Here is a 16,150-nt window from a genome sequence, read left to right as displayed (position 1 = left end):
GCTCGGCGGACGAGTCGCCTTCCGGCGAATCCCTCTGATCTCCGATGCCGTACATGCTCTAGGGCCGGAGCACGATCTTGCCGTGGGTGTGCCCCCGCTCCAGCTCGCGGAAGGCGTCCCGCACTCCCTCCAGCGGGTAGGCGCGGGCGATCGGCACCTCGAGCTCCCCGCGCGCGGCGAGCCGGGCCAGTTCGCCGAGCACGACCGCGCACGCCGCCGCGCCTTCTCCGTAGGTCCGCGCACCGACCTTGGCCGCGGCCCGCCAGTCGCGGATCGTGTCGATCCGCTCGGGCCGCACGCCCAGTTCCACCGCCAGGGCCACGTAGCCGTCGCCGAAGGTGTCGATGAACGCGTCGACGTTCCCGCCGCAGGCCTGCCGGATCCGTTCGGCCACACCCTCCCCGTACCTGACCGGGACGACACCGCGGTCCTTCAACCAGGCGTGGTTCGGCTCGCTCGCCAGCCCGATCACCGTGGCGCCGCGCCGCCGGGCGAGTTGCACGGCGAGCGACCCGACGCCGCCCGCCGCACCGGAGACGACGACCGTGTCCGCCGGTCCGGGGTCGACCGCGAACACGGTGGCGTACGCGGTCGTGCCGGCCACGTACAACGACCCGGCCACCTCCCAGGGCAGCCCCTCCGGGCGCGAGACCAGATTCACGTCGTCGACCACGACGAACTCCGCGTGGCTCGCTCTGTTGTGGGTGAAGCCGAGGACCTCGTCGCCCACCGAGAAGCCGCGCACCTGCGGACCGGCCTCCACCACGACGCCGGCCAGATCGCTGCCCTGCCCGGAGGGGAACCTCGCCGGCCAGCGGTCGTGCCGCGCCCCCTCCCGGATCATCACCTCGCCGGGCTGGATCCCGGCCGCGCGGACCTCGACCAGCACCTGCCCGGGGCCCGGCGCCGGACGTTCCACCTCCTCCACCCGCAGGACATCGATCCCGCCGTATTCGTGGAACCGCACTGCCTTCATGACGTGATCACCGCTCTGCCTCGTCCGGTTGGGCCTTGGACGGCCACACCAGAACTATGCCTTCGCCTTCGACGGCTGAGAACCGGAGCGGTCCGCCTAGGATCGGCGGTCCGAGGATGCGTTCCACGAGTGGTGATATCACTACCGATATGGTGATGAAGCGTGACGACCTTGCCGATTTCCTGCGCCGGTCCCGGGAACGGCTGACTCCACGGGACGTCGGGCTGGTCGAGGGCCCGAGGCGGCGTACGCCAGGACTGCGCCGCGAGGAGGTCGCGGTGCTCGCCGGGATGTCGTCCGACTATTACATGCGGCTCGAGCAGGCCAGAAGCCCGCAGCCCTCGGTTCAGATGCTGGCCGCGCTGACGCGCGCGCTGCGGCTCACCACCGACGAGCGGGACCACCTGTACCTGCTCGCCGGACACCGCCCGCCGGAGGGGGCGCGGGCCGGGGAGTACCTGCGGCCGAGCATGCTGTACCTGCTCGACCGGCTGGACAGCGTTCCGGTCCAGGTCCTGAGCGATCTGGGCGACCTGCTGGCGCAGAACGACATGGCGGCGGCGTTGTTCGGGTGCGTGTGCACCGTGGCCCAGGAGGACCGCAACATCGTGCTGCGCTGGTTCACCGAACCGGACGTGCGAAGCCACTTCGCAGCCGAAGAGCACGAGGAGCACGCCCGGCAGCTGGTCGCCGACCTGCGCGCCGCGGCGGCCCGCCGCGGCAACGACGCGGCATCCCGCACACTCGTCACGCGGCTCCGCGCGGCCAGCGCCGAGTTCGCGGCGCTGTGGGACCGGCACGAGGTCGCGGTGCGCGTGTCACACCCGTACCGGCTCACGCATCCCGAGCTCGGCAGGATCGACCTCGACTGCGAAGTGCTGGCGACGCCCGCGACCGACCAGCGACTGCGGGTCTTCACCCCGCCACCCGGCGGCACCGAGGCGCTGGACATGCTTCGCGTGCTCGGCCCGCAGCACCGGCACGACACCGCCGCGACGCGTGCCTCGACCAGGACGAGCGCACCGACGAGGGTGATCGGCGACTCACGTACGTCCTGAGCACGTCGGCTCCGTGATCGCACCCGTGGTCGATCGAGCGATCACCCACAGCCGACGATCATCGAAGTGGACCCTCTCCCATGTCGCCTTGACGGCGTTGGTCGCGAGCTCCGAGGCGACGAGTTCGGCGGTTTCGAGGATGTCCTCTCTGCCCCACTTCGACAGCACGCGCCTGACGTGTTCGCGCGCGTAGCCCGCGGCCTCCGGTTCGGCCCTCATCTCCAGGTATTGATCCCGCGTTCTGCCGCCGCCCATCGGCCGCCTCCACGATACGAGTCGGGGTGTCGGGTGCCCGGCGGCGAGGCGCGTCCAATTACGGTCGTGGACCGAAAACCGTCTGCCACCGGGCACGAATTCGCCTTACCATCCTGTAGTCGATCGGATACTTTGCGTAGCCGATCGAACTCACCGAAAGGCACTCCCCCGGTCATGTCGTGGTGAGCTCGTGGGATGTGCCGTGGCGCGGCGAAGGCGAGGGATAGATGGGCAGAATGGTCGATATCGACCCCCAATCATCGGGTGCGGCGCGGTTCTCGTACGAGCTACGGCGACACCGCCTCAGGGCCGGGATGACCCAGGAGCAGTTCGGCCGCAGGGTCGGCTACTCCGAGAGCCTGATCGGCATGGTCGAGACCTGCAGACGCATCCCCACAGAAGGCCTCGCCCAGTTGTGCGACCAGGTCTTCGGCCTCGACGGCGTCATGCACGGCCTCTACCTGGACGCCTGGCCGCCCCTCCCCCCGGTCCCCGAACATTTCCGCGACTGGGCCGCCGAGGAGCTACGCGCGACCGATCTCCGTCTATGGGACCCCCTCCTCGTCCCCGGCCTTTTCCAGACACAGGCATATGCACGGACGCTCTTCGAGGACGACCCAGGCATCACGGCGGAAATGATCGAGACACGCCTCGCCGGCCGCATGCAGCGCAAGAACGCCCTCTCACGCGACGACCCGCCCATGGTCTGGGCCCTCGTCGACGAGGGCGTTCTCCATCGGCCGATCGGAAGCCCCGCCGTCATGCGTGAGCAGATGGAAAGCCTGGCGGGAATGTCCCGCCTGCCGAGGATCACCATTCAGATAGTCCCCTACGGTTCCAGGGCCGCCGCAGGGTTTCTCGGAGCGTTCGGCATAGCGGAAATGCGCGGTTCCGCTTATACCGGATATGTGGAGACACAGCCGCAGGGACGTACCGTTGACGATCGCGCGACGATCACACGGCTTCGCACCTTGCACGACACTCTCCGCGGCGAAGCTCACGCACAGACCCTGTCCCTCAAGATGATCGAGGAAGCGGTGCGGAGATGGATCTGACCAAGGCGCGATGGCGCAAATCGAGCCGGTCCGGAAGCGACGGCGGTATGTGCGTCGAGGTGGCGGCCAACCTGCCCGGAGTCGTCGCCGTCCGCGACTCCACCAATCCCGGCGGCCCCGTCCTGACCTTCCCCCCGGAGGCCTGGGCGAGATTCCTCCGCGCCACGAAGGCCGGCGAGGTGGCCTGAAGGAACCAACAGCGGCACCGCGCCCACCCATGCGGGCGGGCGCGGCGGGGACGGAGGGCGCTCAGATGATGGAACCCGTCCAGTAGGCGGTGGCCTTGAGGTAGACCCCGTACAACTCGCCGTCGAAGTACGGCGATATGCCGGTGTCGTACCGGCCGTCGCCGTCGGTGTCGGAAACGCTGACCGTGATGCCGTTGAGATAGCCCTTACGGCTGTCGTCGCTGTACTGGGTCAGCCACGAGGACCCGAGGGACCCCTCACCGGTGAACGGTGAATCCACGCCGACAGGCCGGTCCATCCTGGACATCGTGACCTTCGCCGCGAAGGCCGCTCCGGTCGAGCGTTCGAGGGTCCCGCCGGTGTAGGGCAGGCTGCCGTCGGGGTGAGGGCCGGCGGGATAGCCGAGCACGTCCACCGTCGACGGGAGCGGCTGGTTGGCCTCGATCCCCTGCCCGCCGACGTTATCGCCCAGCCTCCCGACATCGCTCAGCGCGTCCGGCGACGCGGAGACGACCCCGTCGTACACGTTCACGAAGGCGTAGTCCCGGTCGTAGTCGCGAAGGTCGTCCAGGTCGTAGTGGGTGTAGGCACGCTTGCCGACATAGAGGCCGAACGGGGTCGTTCCGTCGGAGTGGCCGCCGGGGACGAAGACCCACTTCCAGAGCGCGCCCATCGGAGCCTCAACGTCCAGCACGCAGTGCCCCGCCGTCGCGACGACGTTCCTGAACTTCGCGTGCACGACCGTGCCCGTGCACCAGTGCGGCAGCAGATCGCTGCCGATGAAGAACACCTTGCCCGAGGTCGGGGGCGTTTCGCCCTCAGGCGAGGCAGGCCCCTCCAGCGGCGGGATGGACGCCGGAGGACCGTCCGGGACGATGTCGGCGGAAAGCCGTTCGCCGCCGGTCTCGGTCTCCACGGTGTACGGCGTGGCGTTCCTCAGATTGGCGGCCCCGTCGGCCAGCCAGAAGCTCGCGACCTGCTGAGCCGCCGTCACAGTGGAAGCCAACGGCACGGCCAGCGGACTCGCGGCCCGGGCCGGACCTGCGACGACGGTGGACCCCAGCAAGCTCAACCCCATGCCCATCGCGATCAGCGCACGCCTCAAGCTCGATCTCCCGTCCGGTCAGCGGGGCGTCTTCCCGCCCCGTCAGCGTGGAGAGCCGGCCGATCGACCCGGCCGACCACCACCAAGATCGTAACCTCGGCCTAAGCCCTACTCCTAGAAGTTTTAGATCACATGTTCGATACGGAGAGCGCCGCCGCTCAGAAGCGCACGGCGCCAAAGCCGCCTTGAGCCAGCCGCCTCGGTCGAGATGAGGCCGGGAAAGGCGCGGGCACCCTCGCTTAGGCTGGCCGTCTCATCCGACGCGCCGCGACGAGGATCGGCCCATGCGCAGCAGCACCAGGATCCGTCTGATCGAGCCCACCGACGCCGCCCCGATAGCCGCGCATCGGGCGCGGGACTTCGAGGCTTTCCGGCCGTGGGAACCCGCCCAGCCGGCCGATTTCTTCACCCCAGAGGGCCAGGCGGAGCGGATCGACGGCTTGCTGGCCGGATACCGGGCCGGCTCGGTCTGGCCGGGCGTGGTGCTCGCCGACGACCAGGTGATCGGACAGGTCACCGTCGGGAACATTCTGCCGCAGCCGCATCTGCTCCGCGGCTCCGTCGGATACTGGATCGCCGGCGTCGCCCAGAATCAGGGGCACGCCGGACACGCCGTCGGGCTCGTGCTCCAGGTGATGACGGACGAACTCGGGTTGCACCGCGCCGAGGCGTCCACCAACCTGGAGAACCTGCCGTCACAGCGGGTGCTGCGCCGCAATGGGTTCAGCCCGTACGGCGTCGCGCACTCCTCGATCTTTCTCGACGGGAGCTGGCGGGACGGGCTGCTGTGGGAGCGCGTCCTCGGCGGCTGATCAAATGTCCCTGATCTTCCGCCGCACCTGGCCGCCGCGTTCACCGTCCTTGCGGATGATCGAGGAAGCGGTGCGGAATTGGACCTCAGCCAGGCCCGGTGGCGCAAGGCGAGCATGTCCGGCGACGACGGCGGCATGTGCGTCGAGGCGGCGGCCTCGGGCGTCGATACCGGGATGTCCACGTCCGAGGTCTCGCGGATTCATGCCGGCCCGGATGAGGAGATCACCGTCGCGCCCCGGCGGAGAGAACGATCTCGCGGCCCGCCTTCAGCCCGACCGGACGCTCTTGCCGCTCGCCGCGAGGAAGCCTCCGACGTCGAGTGTGGCATGGGAGATCAGCCGGTAGCGCCGCACCATTTCCGCGTAGGCTTCCTCGCCACCGATGGCGGCGGTGGCGTCGGTGAACGTCGTCACGTGGTAGCCGCGTTCCATCGCACTGCGCGCGGTCGACTCCACGCAGAGGGTGCCGATCATCCCGGCGACCGCGACGTACTCGACGCCGTGCTGACGTAGCTGGACGTCGAGGTCGGTGTTCGCGATCACGTCGATGTTCTTGTGCGGGATGATCGTGATCTCGCCGGGACGCGGCCCCAGCCGAGGGTGAAAGTCAGCGCCCCAACTGCCGGCCTCGAACATCCGCTTCTCGTACATCTCCTGGTGGATGCCGGACAGGTGCTTCCACGTCGTGTAGTCCTCTTCGGTGTAGGACATCGGACAGAAAAAGATCGGCATCTCTCGCTCGCGTGCTCCCGCGAGCAGGCGTACGAGATTCTCCAGGACGCCGATCCGCGCGAACTCGTCCTTGAAGAGAGGGTAGCCTTTTCCGTTTTCGGAGAAGATGTCGTTCACGGTGTCGATCAGCACCAGGCCCGTGGCCTTCGGTTCATATGTGACACTCGACATGATGTGTCCTCATGTTGTCGATTCCACAGATCCCAGTGATGCCCGTTCAGGGGACGATGTCTGCGAGCTCAGAGAATGCGCCGATCGCTGTCGATGCGGGGTCGTGGGTACCGAAGCAGATGGCGCGCCCAGCAGCGCGACTCTCACCTGCCCACACTACCTGCAGCGCCGCTTCACCCCAGGAACCCCCTGGCAGCCGACAGGCGCAGGGAGAGTGCTTGACTTGAGACATGAGGGTTGGTGTCACGACGTTCGTCACGGACGAGGGCATCCGGTCTGCCGTACTCGCCAAGGCGTTGGAGGAGCGCGGTTTCGATTCCCTTTTCCTGCACGAGCACAGCCATGTCCCAGTGAAACGAGAGACGCCGTTCATCATGGGCGGCGAGCTGCCTAGGGTGTACTACCGCACGCTCGACCCATTCGTCGCGTTGTCCGCGGCCGCGACGGTGACCGACCACCTGCTGCTGGGAACCGGCATCGCTCTGCTGGCCCAGCGCGATGTCATTCAGACCGCCAAGGAGGTCGCCAGCCTGGACCTGGTGTCCCGCGGCCGGGTGATCTTCGGCGTGGGCACGGGCTGGAACCGGGAGGAGATGCGCGATCACGGCACGGATCCACGCACCCGGGGGGCCCTGCTGAACGAACGGCTCACCGCGATCAAGGAGATCTGGACCAAGGACGAGGCCGAGTTCCACGGCCGGTACGTTGACTTCGACCCGATGTTCTGCTGGCCCAAGCCGGTACAACACCCGCATCCGCCCATTTACATCGGTGGAGATGGCCAGGCGGCGTTGGCCAGGGTGGCGGCGCACGGCGATGGGTGGATGCCGCATTCGGCGGACGACCCCGCCCGGGTCAGGCCCCAGTTGGACCAGTTGGCCGAGGTCGCCGGAGACGTGCCGGTGATCGTGGCATCGGTGCCACCCGATGCCGAACTCATCGCCGCCTACGCGGAGGCGGGGGCCGACCGCCTGGCGCTTTCACTGCCGACCCTGCCCGAGGACGAGACCTTGCACGTGCTGGACGAGTTCGCCACGCTCGCCGGCGACCACCTGTGACCACGCGACCGCCGGACCTTCACGGCTCTCGATGGGCCGGTCGCGGTGGACGTCTTCAGAAGGCGCCGCGGACCGTGCCGCCGTCGACGCGGATGGTCGCGCCGCTGATGTACTCGGCGTAGGGGCCGCACAGGTAGGCGACGGCGCCCGCGATCTCCTCTGGCCTGCCGTAGCGCACCCGGTCGTTGGGCACGATCTCGCGGACCGAGTTGTACTCGATCTCCTCCCAGGTCTCGCCCCAGCCGCGCCCGGGCGACAGCTTGACCAGGAAGTCCCGCACGGCCGGGACGAGGATCGCGCCGGGTGCCACGACGTTGGAGGTGACGCGGGTGCCGGCCAGGTCGCGGGCGAGGGAGACCGCCAGGTTGTGCCGGGCCGCGAGGGAGGCGTTGTAGTGCGGGTGGCTGTTGAACGGTTGCGTGCTCAGGCCGCCTCCAATGGTGACGACCCGCCCGTACTCGCGCTCACGCATGGCGGGAACCAGGCGCTGGATCATCCGCACCCCGGACACGACATTGACGTCGTAGGTGTCCTGCCAGATGTCCGCGGTGGCGTCGGCCCAGTTCAGGTGCTCGTACGCGCCGGCGTTGTTGACCAGGATGTCGACGTCACCGCCGGCCAGAGCGTCCTCGGCCGTCGCGTCCGCGCCGGCATCGGTGGCCAGGTCGCCCACCGCGATCGACGCCTTTCCGCCGTCGGCGGCGATCGAGTCGGCAACCGCCTGTGCCCGCTCTGCGCTGCGGCCGTGGACCACGACCGCGGCGCCTTCCCGGGCGAGCAGCCGGGCGGTGGCCGCACCGAGTCCGGACGTCGACCCGGTGATCAGGGCGCGACGTCCAGTGAGTTGCAGATCCATCAGAACTCCTTGGGTCGAGACTTTTGTCTACAGTCGTAGACTACCACGATAAGTTGTCAGCTGTAGACTTGCTCGGCATGACGCACCCCACCGCCCGGCCCCGCAATGCCGCGGCCACCCGGCAGGCCATCTTGACCTCGGCGATCACGGCCTTCACCCGGCACGGCTACGACGGGGTGGGCGTCCGCGACATAGCCGCGGACGCCGGAGTGACGGCCATGCTCGTCAACCGCTATTTCGGCTCCAAGGAAGGGCTGTTCACCGAGGTGGTGGACGTCTCGTTCGCCGAGCCCACGATGGTCCCGGCCGATCCGGCAGATGTGACGGCCGAGACCGCCCGCGCGCTGGTGGACCGCACCGCCCCGGAGACGGACCACCTCGGACCGTTCGAGCTGATGCTCAAGTCGGCGGCCAACCCAAGAGCCGCGGAGATCATCCGAGCCGGCATCGAGAAGCACGTGGGGGCCCGGTTCACCGCCGCCCTGCACGGCTCCCACGCGCGGGAACGCGCCGAACTGGGGCTCGCCCTGCTGGCCGGCACCTGGCTGCTGCGCCGCCTCATCGGTACCTCGGCGCTGCGCGACGCCGATCCGGATCTGCTGACGGCTCAGGTCACCCGCATGCTGGCGGTGGTCGTCGAGCCACCGGCCTAGCCGCGGCAGCGGTTTCGGGGCCGGGCCGACCGCCACGCGAACCGGCGGCGGTCCCGTCGCCGGTCAGCCGTGTCGGGTCGGCCGGTAGGTCAGCACCTGCGTGTGGCGGTCGAAGGTCCGGGCCTCGAGCAGTTCGAGGTCGAAGTCGTCCGCGCCGTCGAAGATACGGTCCACGCCGGTCGCCCCGGAGATCACCGGGAACACCGTCACCTCGATGGTGTCGACCAGGCCGGCGTTCAGCAGCGCCCGGTTGAGCGTCAGGCTGCCGTGGGAGCGCAGCGGCACATCGGATTCGGCCTTGAGCCGCGTGACCACCTCGACGGGATCGCCGGACACGATGGTCGTGTCCGGCCAGTCGAGCGGCTCGCTCAGCCGGCTGGACAGCACCGTGACCGGGGAGGCGAACATGCGCGTGATCCACCCGTCGAACAGGCTGCGGTCGAAGCCCGCGTCAAGGAACGGCGCGTTCGACGAGTAGGTCGTGGCCCCGAGCACCATGCGCAGCGGGTCGCGGTAGGCGGCGGCGCGATATGCGAGGAACTCGGGGCCCTGCTTGCCCCAGTAGCCGCCCCAGTCACCGTCGTGATTGGCGAAGCCGTCAAGGGTGGAGAAGATGTCGAAGGTGTACGTGGCGGTCACGGTGTCTCCTCGCGGGAAGTCGGTCGCGCGCCTTGCGGCGGCCTCACCACTGCTACGAACACCACCGCCCCGATCCGACACGCCTCCCCGGACCTCTTCCAGAACTTTCCGGGCTCATCCGAACGGCCCGAGCGTCGCTCGCGCGAAGCGCGCCGGATGCTCCGGCCATGCCCTCACGCACGTCGTCAGAGCCAGCCTTGGGATTGGGCTCGCTGGACGGCTTCTATGCGGTTGCGGGTGTGGGTCTTCTGGATGGCCGTGGACAGGTAGTTGCGGACGGTGCCCTCGGACAGGTGCAGGCGCAGGGCGATGTCGCCGATGGTCGAGCCGTCGGCGGCGGCGGACAGCACGTCGCGTTCCCGCGGGGACAGCGGGTTCGGGCCGGCGCTGAGGGCGGCGGCGGCCAGGGCCGGGTCGATCACCCGCTCGCCGGCCAGCACCCGCCTGATGGCGGCGGCCAGCTCGCGGGCCGGGCTGTCCTTGACCATGAACGCCACCGCGCCGGCCTCCATCGCCCGGCGCAGGTAGCCGGGCCGGCCGAACGTCGTCAGGATCATGACGCGGCACCCGGGCGCCACGCGGACGATCTCGGCGGCGGCCGTGATGCCGTCCATCACAGGCATCTCGATGTCCAGCAGAGCGATGTCGGGCCTGGTCTCGCGGACGACGGCGACGGCCTCCTCCCCGGTGGAGGCCTCGCCGACGACCTCGATGTCGGCCTCCAGGCCGAGCAGGGTGGACAGGGCGCCCCTGACCATCGCCTGGTCCTCGGCCAGCACCACTCTGATCACGTGCCGCTCCCGGGGGTGCGAAGGCCGGGCGGCGGCGTGACGCGGCCCGGGTGGGGTGTGCGCCAAGCCATGCGCAGGTGGTCGGTGAGCCGGGTCACGCGCGGGTTCCCACGGGGGCCGGGACGGTGACGCGCAGGTGGAAGCCGCCCCCGGCGGAGGGGCCGGCGTCCAGGGTGCCGCCGGCGGCCTGGACGCGCTCGGCGAGCCCGGTCAGGCCGCTGCCCGGCTCGTAGGTGCCGTCCCCGTGGCCGTCGTCGGTGACCTCGAGACCGGCCTTGCCCTCGTGGTAGGTCACGGTGATCTCGCACCTGCGGGCACGGGCGTGGCGGACGACGTTGGTGATCCCTTCGCGCACCGCCCAGCCGAACAGGCCGTCCAGGGTGTCGGGCAGCGGAGTGCCGGTGGTGCGCACCACGACGTTCACCCCGGCCGCGTCGAGCGCAGCGCGGGCGCTGTCGAGCTCCTCCGACAGGCCGCGCTGGCGGTAGCCGGTGACCGCCTCGCGGACCTCCTGCAGGGCCATGCGGGCGACCGACTCGATGTCGCGGATCTCGCCGGTGGCCCTGGGAGAGCCGCTCTCGGCCAGCCGTCCGGCCAGCTCGCTCTTGAGGACGATGAGCGACAGGCTGTGGCCGAGCAGGTCGTGCAGGTCGCGGGCGATGCGCAGCCGTTCCTCGCTGGCCGCCAGGCGGGCCACCTCGCTCTGCGCCCTGTGCAGCCGGTTGAGCAGAACGCGGGTGTTGCGGACGCTCATGAACAGCACGCCGAGCGTGACGACCTGCATCACCAGCAGCGCGATGGCCCCGCCGTCGGCCCCGGAAAGGCGGCCGTCCACCACCACGACGCCGGCCATTCCCGCGATGCCCGCCAGGGCCACCCGGCTGGGCAGGCCCATGCTGATCACGACGGTGACGTAGACGGGCAGCGCCACCCAGCCGCCCCCGAAGATGATCGGGAGCACGATGGCCATCAGCACGAGCACCGACAGCAGCGGAGCGGTCCAGCGTCCCGGCTCGCCGTAGTCCTTCGGGCTGAGCACCGTGGCGATGTAGCAGGTGACGAAGGCGACCAGCGAGGCGACCGCCCAGTACGCCTTGGTTCCGGTGATCGCGCCCGAGGTGACGTCCGAGACCGGGTAGAACAGGTAGACCAGGCCGAAGGACGTGCCGAGCAGGCGCCTCCAGCGGGACGGCTTGTCGCCCACCCCGCCGAAGGTGAACACGCTGCTGAGACCGCTCATGACTCAGGCCCGCACCGTCGCCCTGCGGTAGGCGAACACCGCGACGGCGCCGAGCGCGACCGCCCAGCCGAGGATGCCGGCCACCGACGCCCCCGAGGGGGTGTGACCCGCGACGATCTCCCAGCCGATGGAGGCGTAGTCGTAGGACGGCAGGACGTGCGCGACGGTGCGCAGGGCGCTGGGGAGCATGTCGACGGGGAACCACAGGCCGCCGAGCAGCGCGAGGCCGAACATGCTGATGATGGCGATCGGCTGGGCGGTGTCCGGGCGCACCAGCGAGCCGATGATGAGGCCGAGCGCCGCGAACGGGATCGTGCCCGCCCACATGACCGGGATCAACGCGGCCCACTCCCCCGCGCTCAGCGACACGTGCTGGGTGAGCACCGCGGCCAGCACGACGAACAGCAGCGCGGGCAGCACCAGCAGCAGGGACGCGATGAGCTTGGTCAGGATGATCGACCAGCCGGGCAGCGGGGTGATCTGGAGCTGGCGCAGCCAGCCGCTCTGCCGTTCCTGCGCCCACGGGACGGCGGTGGACATGATCGAGGCGGCCAGGGCCCCGTAGGCGCCCATGGACACCATCAGGATGACGGCGGCCCGCGTGCCGGTCGAGGGGTCGGCCTGGTCGCCGTACAGGTTGGAGTACAGCAGGTAGAAGGCGACGGGGAAGGCCACGACGAAGATGATATAGCGCTTGTTGCGCAACATCCGAAGCAGTTCGATCTTGATGTAGTGCGGCATGGTTCACGCCTCCGAGGACTGGGTGAGAGCGAGGAAGGCGTCCTCCAGATCGGCCCCGTTGATCTGCAGGTCGCTGATCTCCAGCGTGGTGCGGCGGTACAGCGCGGCCACGGTCGCGTCGGTGTCGGCGGTGCGCAGCGTCACCCTGCCGTCGAGGATGGTGACGCCGGTGACCCCCGGCAGGGCGTCCAGGCGGGCCGCCGACTGGACGCCGAGCGAGAACTCCACCGAGCTGCCGCCGGCGCCCGCCTTGATCTCGGCGGCCGTGCCGTCGGCCACCACCTTGCCGCGGGCGACGACGATCACCCGGTCGGAGTTCTCGTCGGCCTCCTGCAGGTAGTGGGTCGCGAACAGCACCGTACGTCCCTGGGCGGCGTAGGCGCGCATGCCCTCCCAGAAGGCGCGCCGCGACTCGACGTCCATGGCGGCGGTGGGCTCGTCCAGCACCAGCAGCCGGGGCGACCCGGCGACGGCGAGGGCGAACCGCACCCGCTGGGACTGACCGCCGGACAGCCGGTCGGCGCGGCGCGAGGCCAGGTCGGTCAGGTCGGCCATCCGCAGCAGCTCGTCCAGCGGCAGGGGACGAGGGTAGAGGCGGCGGACGAAGTCGACCAGCTCGCGGACGGTCAGCTCGGGGATGAGCGTCCCTTCCTGGAGCATCGCGCCGATGTCGCCGGCGGCGACCGCCTGGTCGGGGGTGCGGCCGAAGACGCGGATGTCCCCGGCGGTGGGGCGGGTCAGGCCCAGCAGCATGTTGATCGTCGTGGACTTGCCGGCCCCGTTCGGGCCGAGGAGCGCGACCGTGCGCCCGGCCTCCATGGTGAGGTCCAGGCCGTCCACGGCGCGGACCTCACCGAAGCTCTTTCGCACGCCGGCGAGGGATATGGCGTTCATGTGCTCAACGCTAGAAGGGAACGCCGGAGATCCTCAGTGCCGACCATCCGGGCCTGGCGATGACATTTGTCAGAGCGGGATCAGCGGAACGGGATCAGCGTGGGATCACAGGCGGCAGGCGAAGATGGCGGTGACCAGGACGGCCTTGGCGCCGATCTCCCAGAGCTGGTCCATGATCTGCTGGTGGCCCTTGCGCGGGACCATCGCCCGGACGGCGACCCAGCCCTCACGGTGCAGCGGGGAGACCGTGGGCCCCTCCATGCCGGGGGTGATCGCGATGGCCTCGTCGATGCGCTCGGCCCGGATGTCGTAGTCGATCATGACGTAGTCGCGGGCGACCAGCACGCCCTGCAGGCGCCGGACGAGCTGCCTGACCGCGGGGGTCTCCTCGGCGCCGACCTGCTTGATCAGGGCCGCCTGCGACTGCGCGATCGGCTCGCCGAAGACCTCCAGGCCGACATTGCGCAACGTGGTGCCGGTCTCGACCACGTCGGCCACGGCGTCGGCGACGCCGAGCCTGATCGCGGTCTCCACCGCGCCGTCCAGCTTGATCACCCGGGCGTCGACGCCCACCTCGGCGAGGTACTTGCCGAGCAGCCCCGCGTAGGAGGTGGCGATGCGCATGCCCTGGAGGTCGTGGATCGAGGTGAACGCGCCGGGCTTGGCGGCCAGGCGGAAGGTGGAGACTCCGAAGCCGAGCGGGATGATCTGTTCGGCCGGGGCCCCGGAGTCGGCCAGCATGTCCATGCCGGTGATGCCGACGTCCAAGGTGCCCTCGCCGACGTAGACGGCGATGTCGCGCGGGCGCAGGAAGAACAGCTCGCAGGAGTTCTCGGGGTCGACGACCACGAGTTCCTTGGAGTCTTTGCGTGAGCGGTAGCCCGCTTCTTTCAGAATGGTCTGGGCGGCCTCGTTGAGCACGCCCTTGTTCGGTACGGCGAGACGGAGCATGGCTTGCCGTGGTCCCTTTCGGATCGGAGAGGCATCGGGTCGGGGAACGAGGTCGGTCGGCTGCGGCCGGATGCTCCGGCCTAGAGATGCTTGTAGACCTCGTCGAGCCCGATGCCCCGGGCGATCATGAGGACCTGGACGTGGTAGAGCAGCTGGGAGATCTCCTCGGCCGCCCGGTCGGTGGACTCGTGCTCGGCCGCCATCCAGCTCTCGGCGGCCTCCTCCACGACCTTCTTGCCGATGGCATGGACACCGGCGTCCAGGGCCGCGACGGTGCCCGACCCGGCGGGACGGGTGCGCGCCTTGTCCGAAAGCTCGGCGAACAGCTCTTCGAAGGTCTTCATGGTCTCTCTCACGTCGGTGTGCCTGCTCGTCAAGAGTAGTCGGCGGCGGACGCGAGGCGTGCTAGGCACCCGCCCGAGAGCCGCCCGGCGCGTCAAACGGACCAGGACGGGACCCGGCCGTGCGGCAGGCAGGCCATCGGGTGGCCATCCCCCAGCGGCGCCGGTGAAGGTGACGGCCGCCGGTCCCGCGTGTTCCGCCTTCGATGGGAAGACAGATGCTGAACCGGATAAGCAACATGCGACCACGGCCCGCGCGTATGCGGTCGCAACGGGGGCGCCACCGTGCCCGTCCCTTGGATTCCCCGCGCCGATAGGGTCAGCGCCCCGTACGCCGGGCGGCCGTCCGGCCGGGAGAGAGCCCGTTCCACCTGCAAGGAGCGTAGTAAGGTACTGGGCAGACACGGTTGGTCTAGACCGGTTCAGCAAAGGGGCCGCTGTGAAACGTCCGACGATCGCCGACATCGCGCGGCAGGCCGGGGTGTCCAAAGGGGCGGTGTCCTACGCGCTCAACGGGCAGCCGGGGGTGTCGGCGTCCACCCGGGCGCGCATCCTGGCGATCGCCGACGAGATCGGCTGGCGGCCCAACAGCGCGGCCCGCGCCCTGAACGGCGCCAGGGCCAACACCGTCGGCCTGGCGCTGTGCCGTCCGGCGCGCTTCCTCGGCGTCGAGCCGTTCTTCATGGAGCTCATCAGCGGCATCGAGGGGGAGCTGTCGGCGCAGTCGTACGCGCTCATGCTCCAGGTGGTCGCCGACCACGACGAGGAGATGGCGGTCTACCGCCGATGGTGGGGCGAGGGCCGCGTCGACGGCGCCATCCTGGTCGACCTGCACTCCGACGACTCCCGCGTGAGCGAGATGGAGTCGATGGGCATGCCGGTCGTGGTGTTCGGGCAACCCTCGGGGTCGGGGTCGCTGCTGCCGGTCTGGTCCGACGAGGGCACGGCCGTCCGCGAGACCGTCGAATACCTCGCCGCGCTCGGCCACCGCCGCATCGCCCGGGTCGCCGGCCTGCCCCGGCTCCTGCACACCGCGCTGCGCGACGAGGCGTTCACCGCCGTCTGCGCGAGCCTCGGCGTGAGCGAGGCCGTCACCGTGCACACCGACTACACCGGCGAGCAGGGCGCCCGCGCCACCCGCAGGCTGCTCAGCTCGCCCGCGCGGCCGACCGCCGTCGTCTACGACAACGACATCATGGCCGTGGCCGGGCTGTCGGTCGCCCAGGAGATGCGCCTGGACGTCCCCGGCGACCTGTCCATCGTCGCCTGGGACGACTCCCCGCTCTCGCAGGTGGTCCGGCCACCGCTCACCGCGCTCACCCGCGACATCCCCGCCTACGGCGCGCACGGCGCCCGCCGCCTGCTCTCGCTCATCGCCGGCGACCACGTCACCGCCTACGAGGACCAGGCCGCCCGCCTCACCCCCCGAGGCAGCACCGCTCCCCCACCGGCCTAGATCATCTCTTGTCCTGACATACGGTCCCCACGAATGACGAAGGCGCACCCGCACGGAGCGGGTGCGCCTTCGTCGATGGGTCAGCGGGCGGCGCGGCCGGGGGTGTGCTCGCGACGGTCGGAGGCGGGGCGGCGGGGGCCGCCGCGGGCGTCGCGCGCCGGGCGCTCGCCCTGGTAGC

19 protein-coding genes are annotated in these 16,150 nt (G+C 70.0%); 7 read left to right on the top strand and 12 right to left on the bottom strand.

From position 1 onward, the window contains the following. Positions 1–58: 58 nt before the first annotated feature. Positions 59–976: an NADP-dependent oxidoreductase gene (locus ABZU32_RS36800; protein ID WP_354930296.1), complete on the bottom strand. Its 918-nt coding sequence runs from the start codon at positions 974–976 to the stop codon at positions 59–61. A gap of 155 nt (positions 977–1,131) precedes the next feature. On the opposite strand from ABZU32_RS36800, the gene ABZU32_RS36795 reads away from it, so the two are divergent. Further along, positions 1,132–2,034, top strand: coding sequence for a helix-turn-helix transcriptional regulator (locus ABZU32_RS36795; RefSeq protein ID WP_354930293.1), 903 nt, complete (start codon positions 1,132–1,134; stop codon positions 2,032–2,034). Here the strand turns inward: ABZU32_RS36795 and ABZU32_RS36790 are convergent. Further along, positions 2,020–2,289, bottom strand: a complete 270-nt coding sequence (locus ABZU32_RS36790; protein WP_354930290.1) for a hypothetical protein — start codon at positions 2,287–2,289, stop codon at positions 2,020–2,022. The genes ABZU32_RS36795 and ABZU32_RS36790 overlap by 15 nt on opposite strands. A gap of 236 nt (positions 2,290–2,525) precedes the next feature. Between ABZU32_RS36790 and ABZU32_RS36785 the strand changes: the two genes are divergently transcribed. Both ABZU32_RS36785 and ABZU32_RS36780 read left to right on the top strand, forming a co-directional pair. Further along, positions 2,526–3,344: a helix-turn-helix transcriptional regulator gene (locus ABZU32_RS36785; RefSeq protein WP_354930287.1), complete on the top strand. Its 819-nt coding sequence runs from the start codon at positions 2,526–2,528 to the stop codon at positions 3,342–3,344. Next, positions 3,335–3,532, top strand: a complete 198-nt coding sequence (locus ABZU32_RS36780) for a DUF397 domain-containing protein (protein ID WP_354930284.1) — start codon at positions 3,335–3,337, stop codon at positions 3,530–3,532. Before ABZU32_RS36785 ends, ABZU32_RS36780 begins: the two co-directional genes overlap by 10 nt. A gap of 61 nt (positions 3,533–3,593) precedes the next feature. Here ABZU32_RS36780 and ABZU32_RS36775 read toward each other — a convergent pair whose 3' ends face one another. Next, entirely contained in the window at positions 3,594–4,637 is a 1,044-nt protein-coding gene (locus ABZU32_RS36775; protein WP_354930281.1) for a hypothetical protein, read from the bottom strand. Positions 4,638–4,921: 284 nt separating this feature from the next. Here ABZU32_RS36775 and ABZU32_RS36770 point away from each other — a divergent pair, with 284 nt between their 5' ends. Beyond that, positions 4,922–5,449, top strand: coding sequence for a GNAT family protein (locus tag ABZU32_RS36770; RefSeq protein WP_354930278.1), 528 nt, complete (start codon positions 4,922–4,924; stop codon positions 5,447–5,449). A gap of 267 nt (positions 5,450–5,716) precedes the next feature. Here the strand turns inward: ABZU32_RS36770 and ABZU32_RS36765 are convergent, their stop codons facing one another. Further along, positions 5,717–6,313, bottom strand: coding sequence for an isochorismatase family cysteine hydrolase (locus tag ABZU32_RS36765; protein ID WP_354930275.1), 597 nt, complete (start codon positions 6,311–6,313; stop codon positions 5,717–5,719). Positions 6,314–6,648: 335 nt separating this feature from the next. Here ABZU32_RS36765 and ABZU32_RS36760 point away from each other — a divergent pair, with 335 nt between their 5' ends. After that, positions 6,649–7,410 (top strand): LLM class F420-dependent oxidoreductase, encoded by a 762-nt coding sequence (locus tag ABZU32_RS36760; protein WP_354930272.1) that lies wholly within the window; start codon positions 6,649–6,651, stop codon positions 7,408–7,410. Between the two features lie 55 nt (positions 7,411–7,465). Here ABZU32_RS36760 and ABZU32_RS36755 read toward each other — a convergent pair whose 3' ends face one another. Then, positions 7,466–8,266: an SDR family oxidoreductase gene (locus tag ABZU32_RS36755; RefSeq protein ID WP_354930269.1), complete on the bottom strand. Its 801-nt coding sequence runs from the start codon at positions 8,264–8,266 to the stop codon at positions 7,466–7,468. A gap of 77 nt (positions 8,267–8,343) precedes the next feature. Here ABZU32_RS36755 and ABZU32_RS36750 point away from each other — a divergent pair, with 77 nt between their 5' ends. After that, entirely contained in the window at positions 8,344–8,919 is a 576-nt protein-coding gene (locus tag ABZU32_RS36750) for a TetR family transcriptional regulator (RefSeq protein WP_354930266.1), read from the top strand. Positions 8,920–8,982: 63 nt separating this feature from the next. Here ABZU32_RS36750 and ABZU32_RS36745 read toward each other — a convergent pair whose 3' ends face one another. From ABZU32_RS36745 to ABZU32_RS36715, 7 genes are all read right to left on the bottom strand, one after another. Continuing rightward, positions 8,983–9,558: a dihydrofolate reductase family protein gene (locus ABZU32_RS36745; protein WP_354930264.1), complete on the bottom strand. Its 576-nt coding sequence runs from the start codon at positions 9,556–9,558 to the stop codon at positions 8,983–8,985. Between the two features lie 185 nt (positions 9,559–9,743). After that, on the bottom strand, positions 9,744–10,349 hold the full coding sequence (locus ABZU32_RS36740; protein ID WP_354844963.1) for a response regulator transcription factor: 606 nt from the start codon (positions 10,347–10,349) through the stop codon (positions 9,744–9,746). Between the two features lie 94 nt (positions 10,350–10,443). Beyond that, positions 10,444–11,589: a sensor histidine kinase gene (locus tag ABZU32_RS36735; RefSeq protein WP_354844960.1), complete on the bottom strand. Its 1,146-nt coding sequence runs from the start codon at positions 11,587–11,589 to the stop codon at positions 10,444–10,446. Positions 11,590–11,592: 3 nt separating this feature from the next. Further along, positions 11,593–12,330, bottom strand: a complete 738-nt coding sequence (locus ABZU32_RS36730; protein WP_354844957.1) for an ABC transporter permease — start codon at positions 12,328–12,330, stop codon at positions 11,593–11,595. Positions 12,331–12,333: 3 nt separating this feature from the next. After that, the gene (locus ABZU32_RS36725; protein ID WP_354844955.1) at positions 12,334–13,224 is read right to left on the bottom strand and encodes an ABC transporter ATP-binding protein; all 891 of its coding nucleotides are present in this window, start codon (positions 13,222–13,224) and stop codon (positions 12,334–12,336) included. Between the two features lie 105 nt (positions 13,225–13,329). Further along, the gene (gene hisG, locus ABZU32_RS36720) at positions 13,330–14,175 is read right to left on the bottom strand and encodes an ATP phosphoribosyltransferase (RefSeq protein ID WP_354844952.1); all 846 of its coding nucleotides are present in this window, start codon (positions 14,173–14,175) and stop codon (positions 13,330–13,332) included. Between the two features lie 80 nt (positions 14,176–14,255). Then, positions 14,256–14,519, bottom strand: coding sequence for a phosphoribosyl-ATP diphosphatase (locus tag ABZU32_RS36715; RefSeq protein ID WP_248961442.1), 264 nt, complete (start codon positions 14,517–14,519; stop codon positions 14,256–14,258). A gap of 436 nt (positions 14,520–14,955) precedes the next feature. On the opposite strand from ABZU32_RS36715, the gene ABZU32_RS36710 reads away from it, so the two are divergent. Further along, positions 14,956–15,972, top strand: a complete 1,017-nt coding sequence (locus ABZU32_RS36710) for a LacI family DNA-binding transcriptional regulator (RefSeq protein ID WP_354844949.1) — start codon at positions 14,956–14,958, stop codon at positions 15,970–15,972. Positions 15,973–16,150: the final 178 nt, after the last annotated feature.

It is taken from the genome of Sphaerisporangium sp. NPDC005288, from assembly GCF_040607475.1.
Taxonomy (GTDB): Bacteria; Actinomycetota; Actinomycetes; order Streptosporangiales; family Streptosporangiaceae; genus Sphaerisporangium; species Sphaerisporangium rhizosphaerae.
Note: the sequence above shows the minus strand (reverse complement) of the source record. Positions and strands in the feature narration are given on the sequence as shown.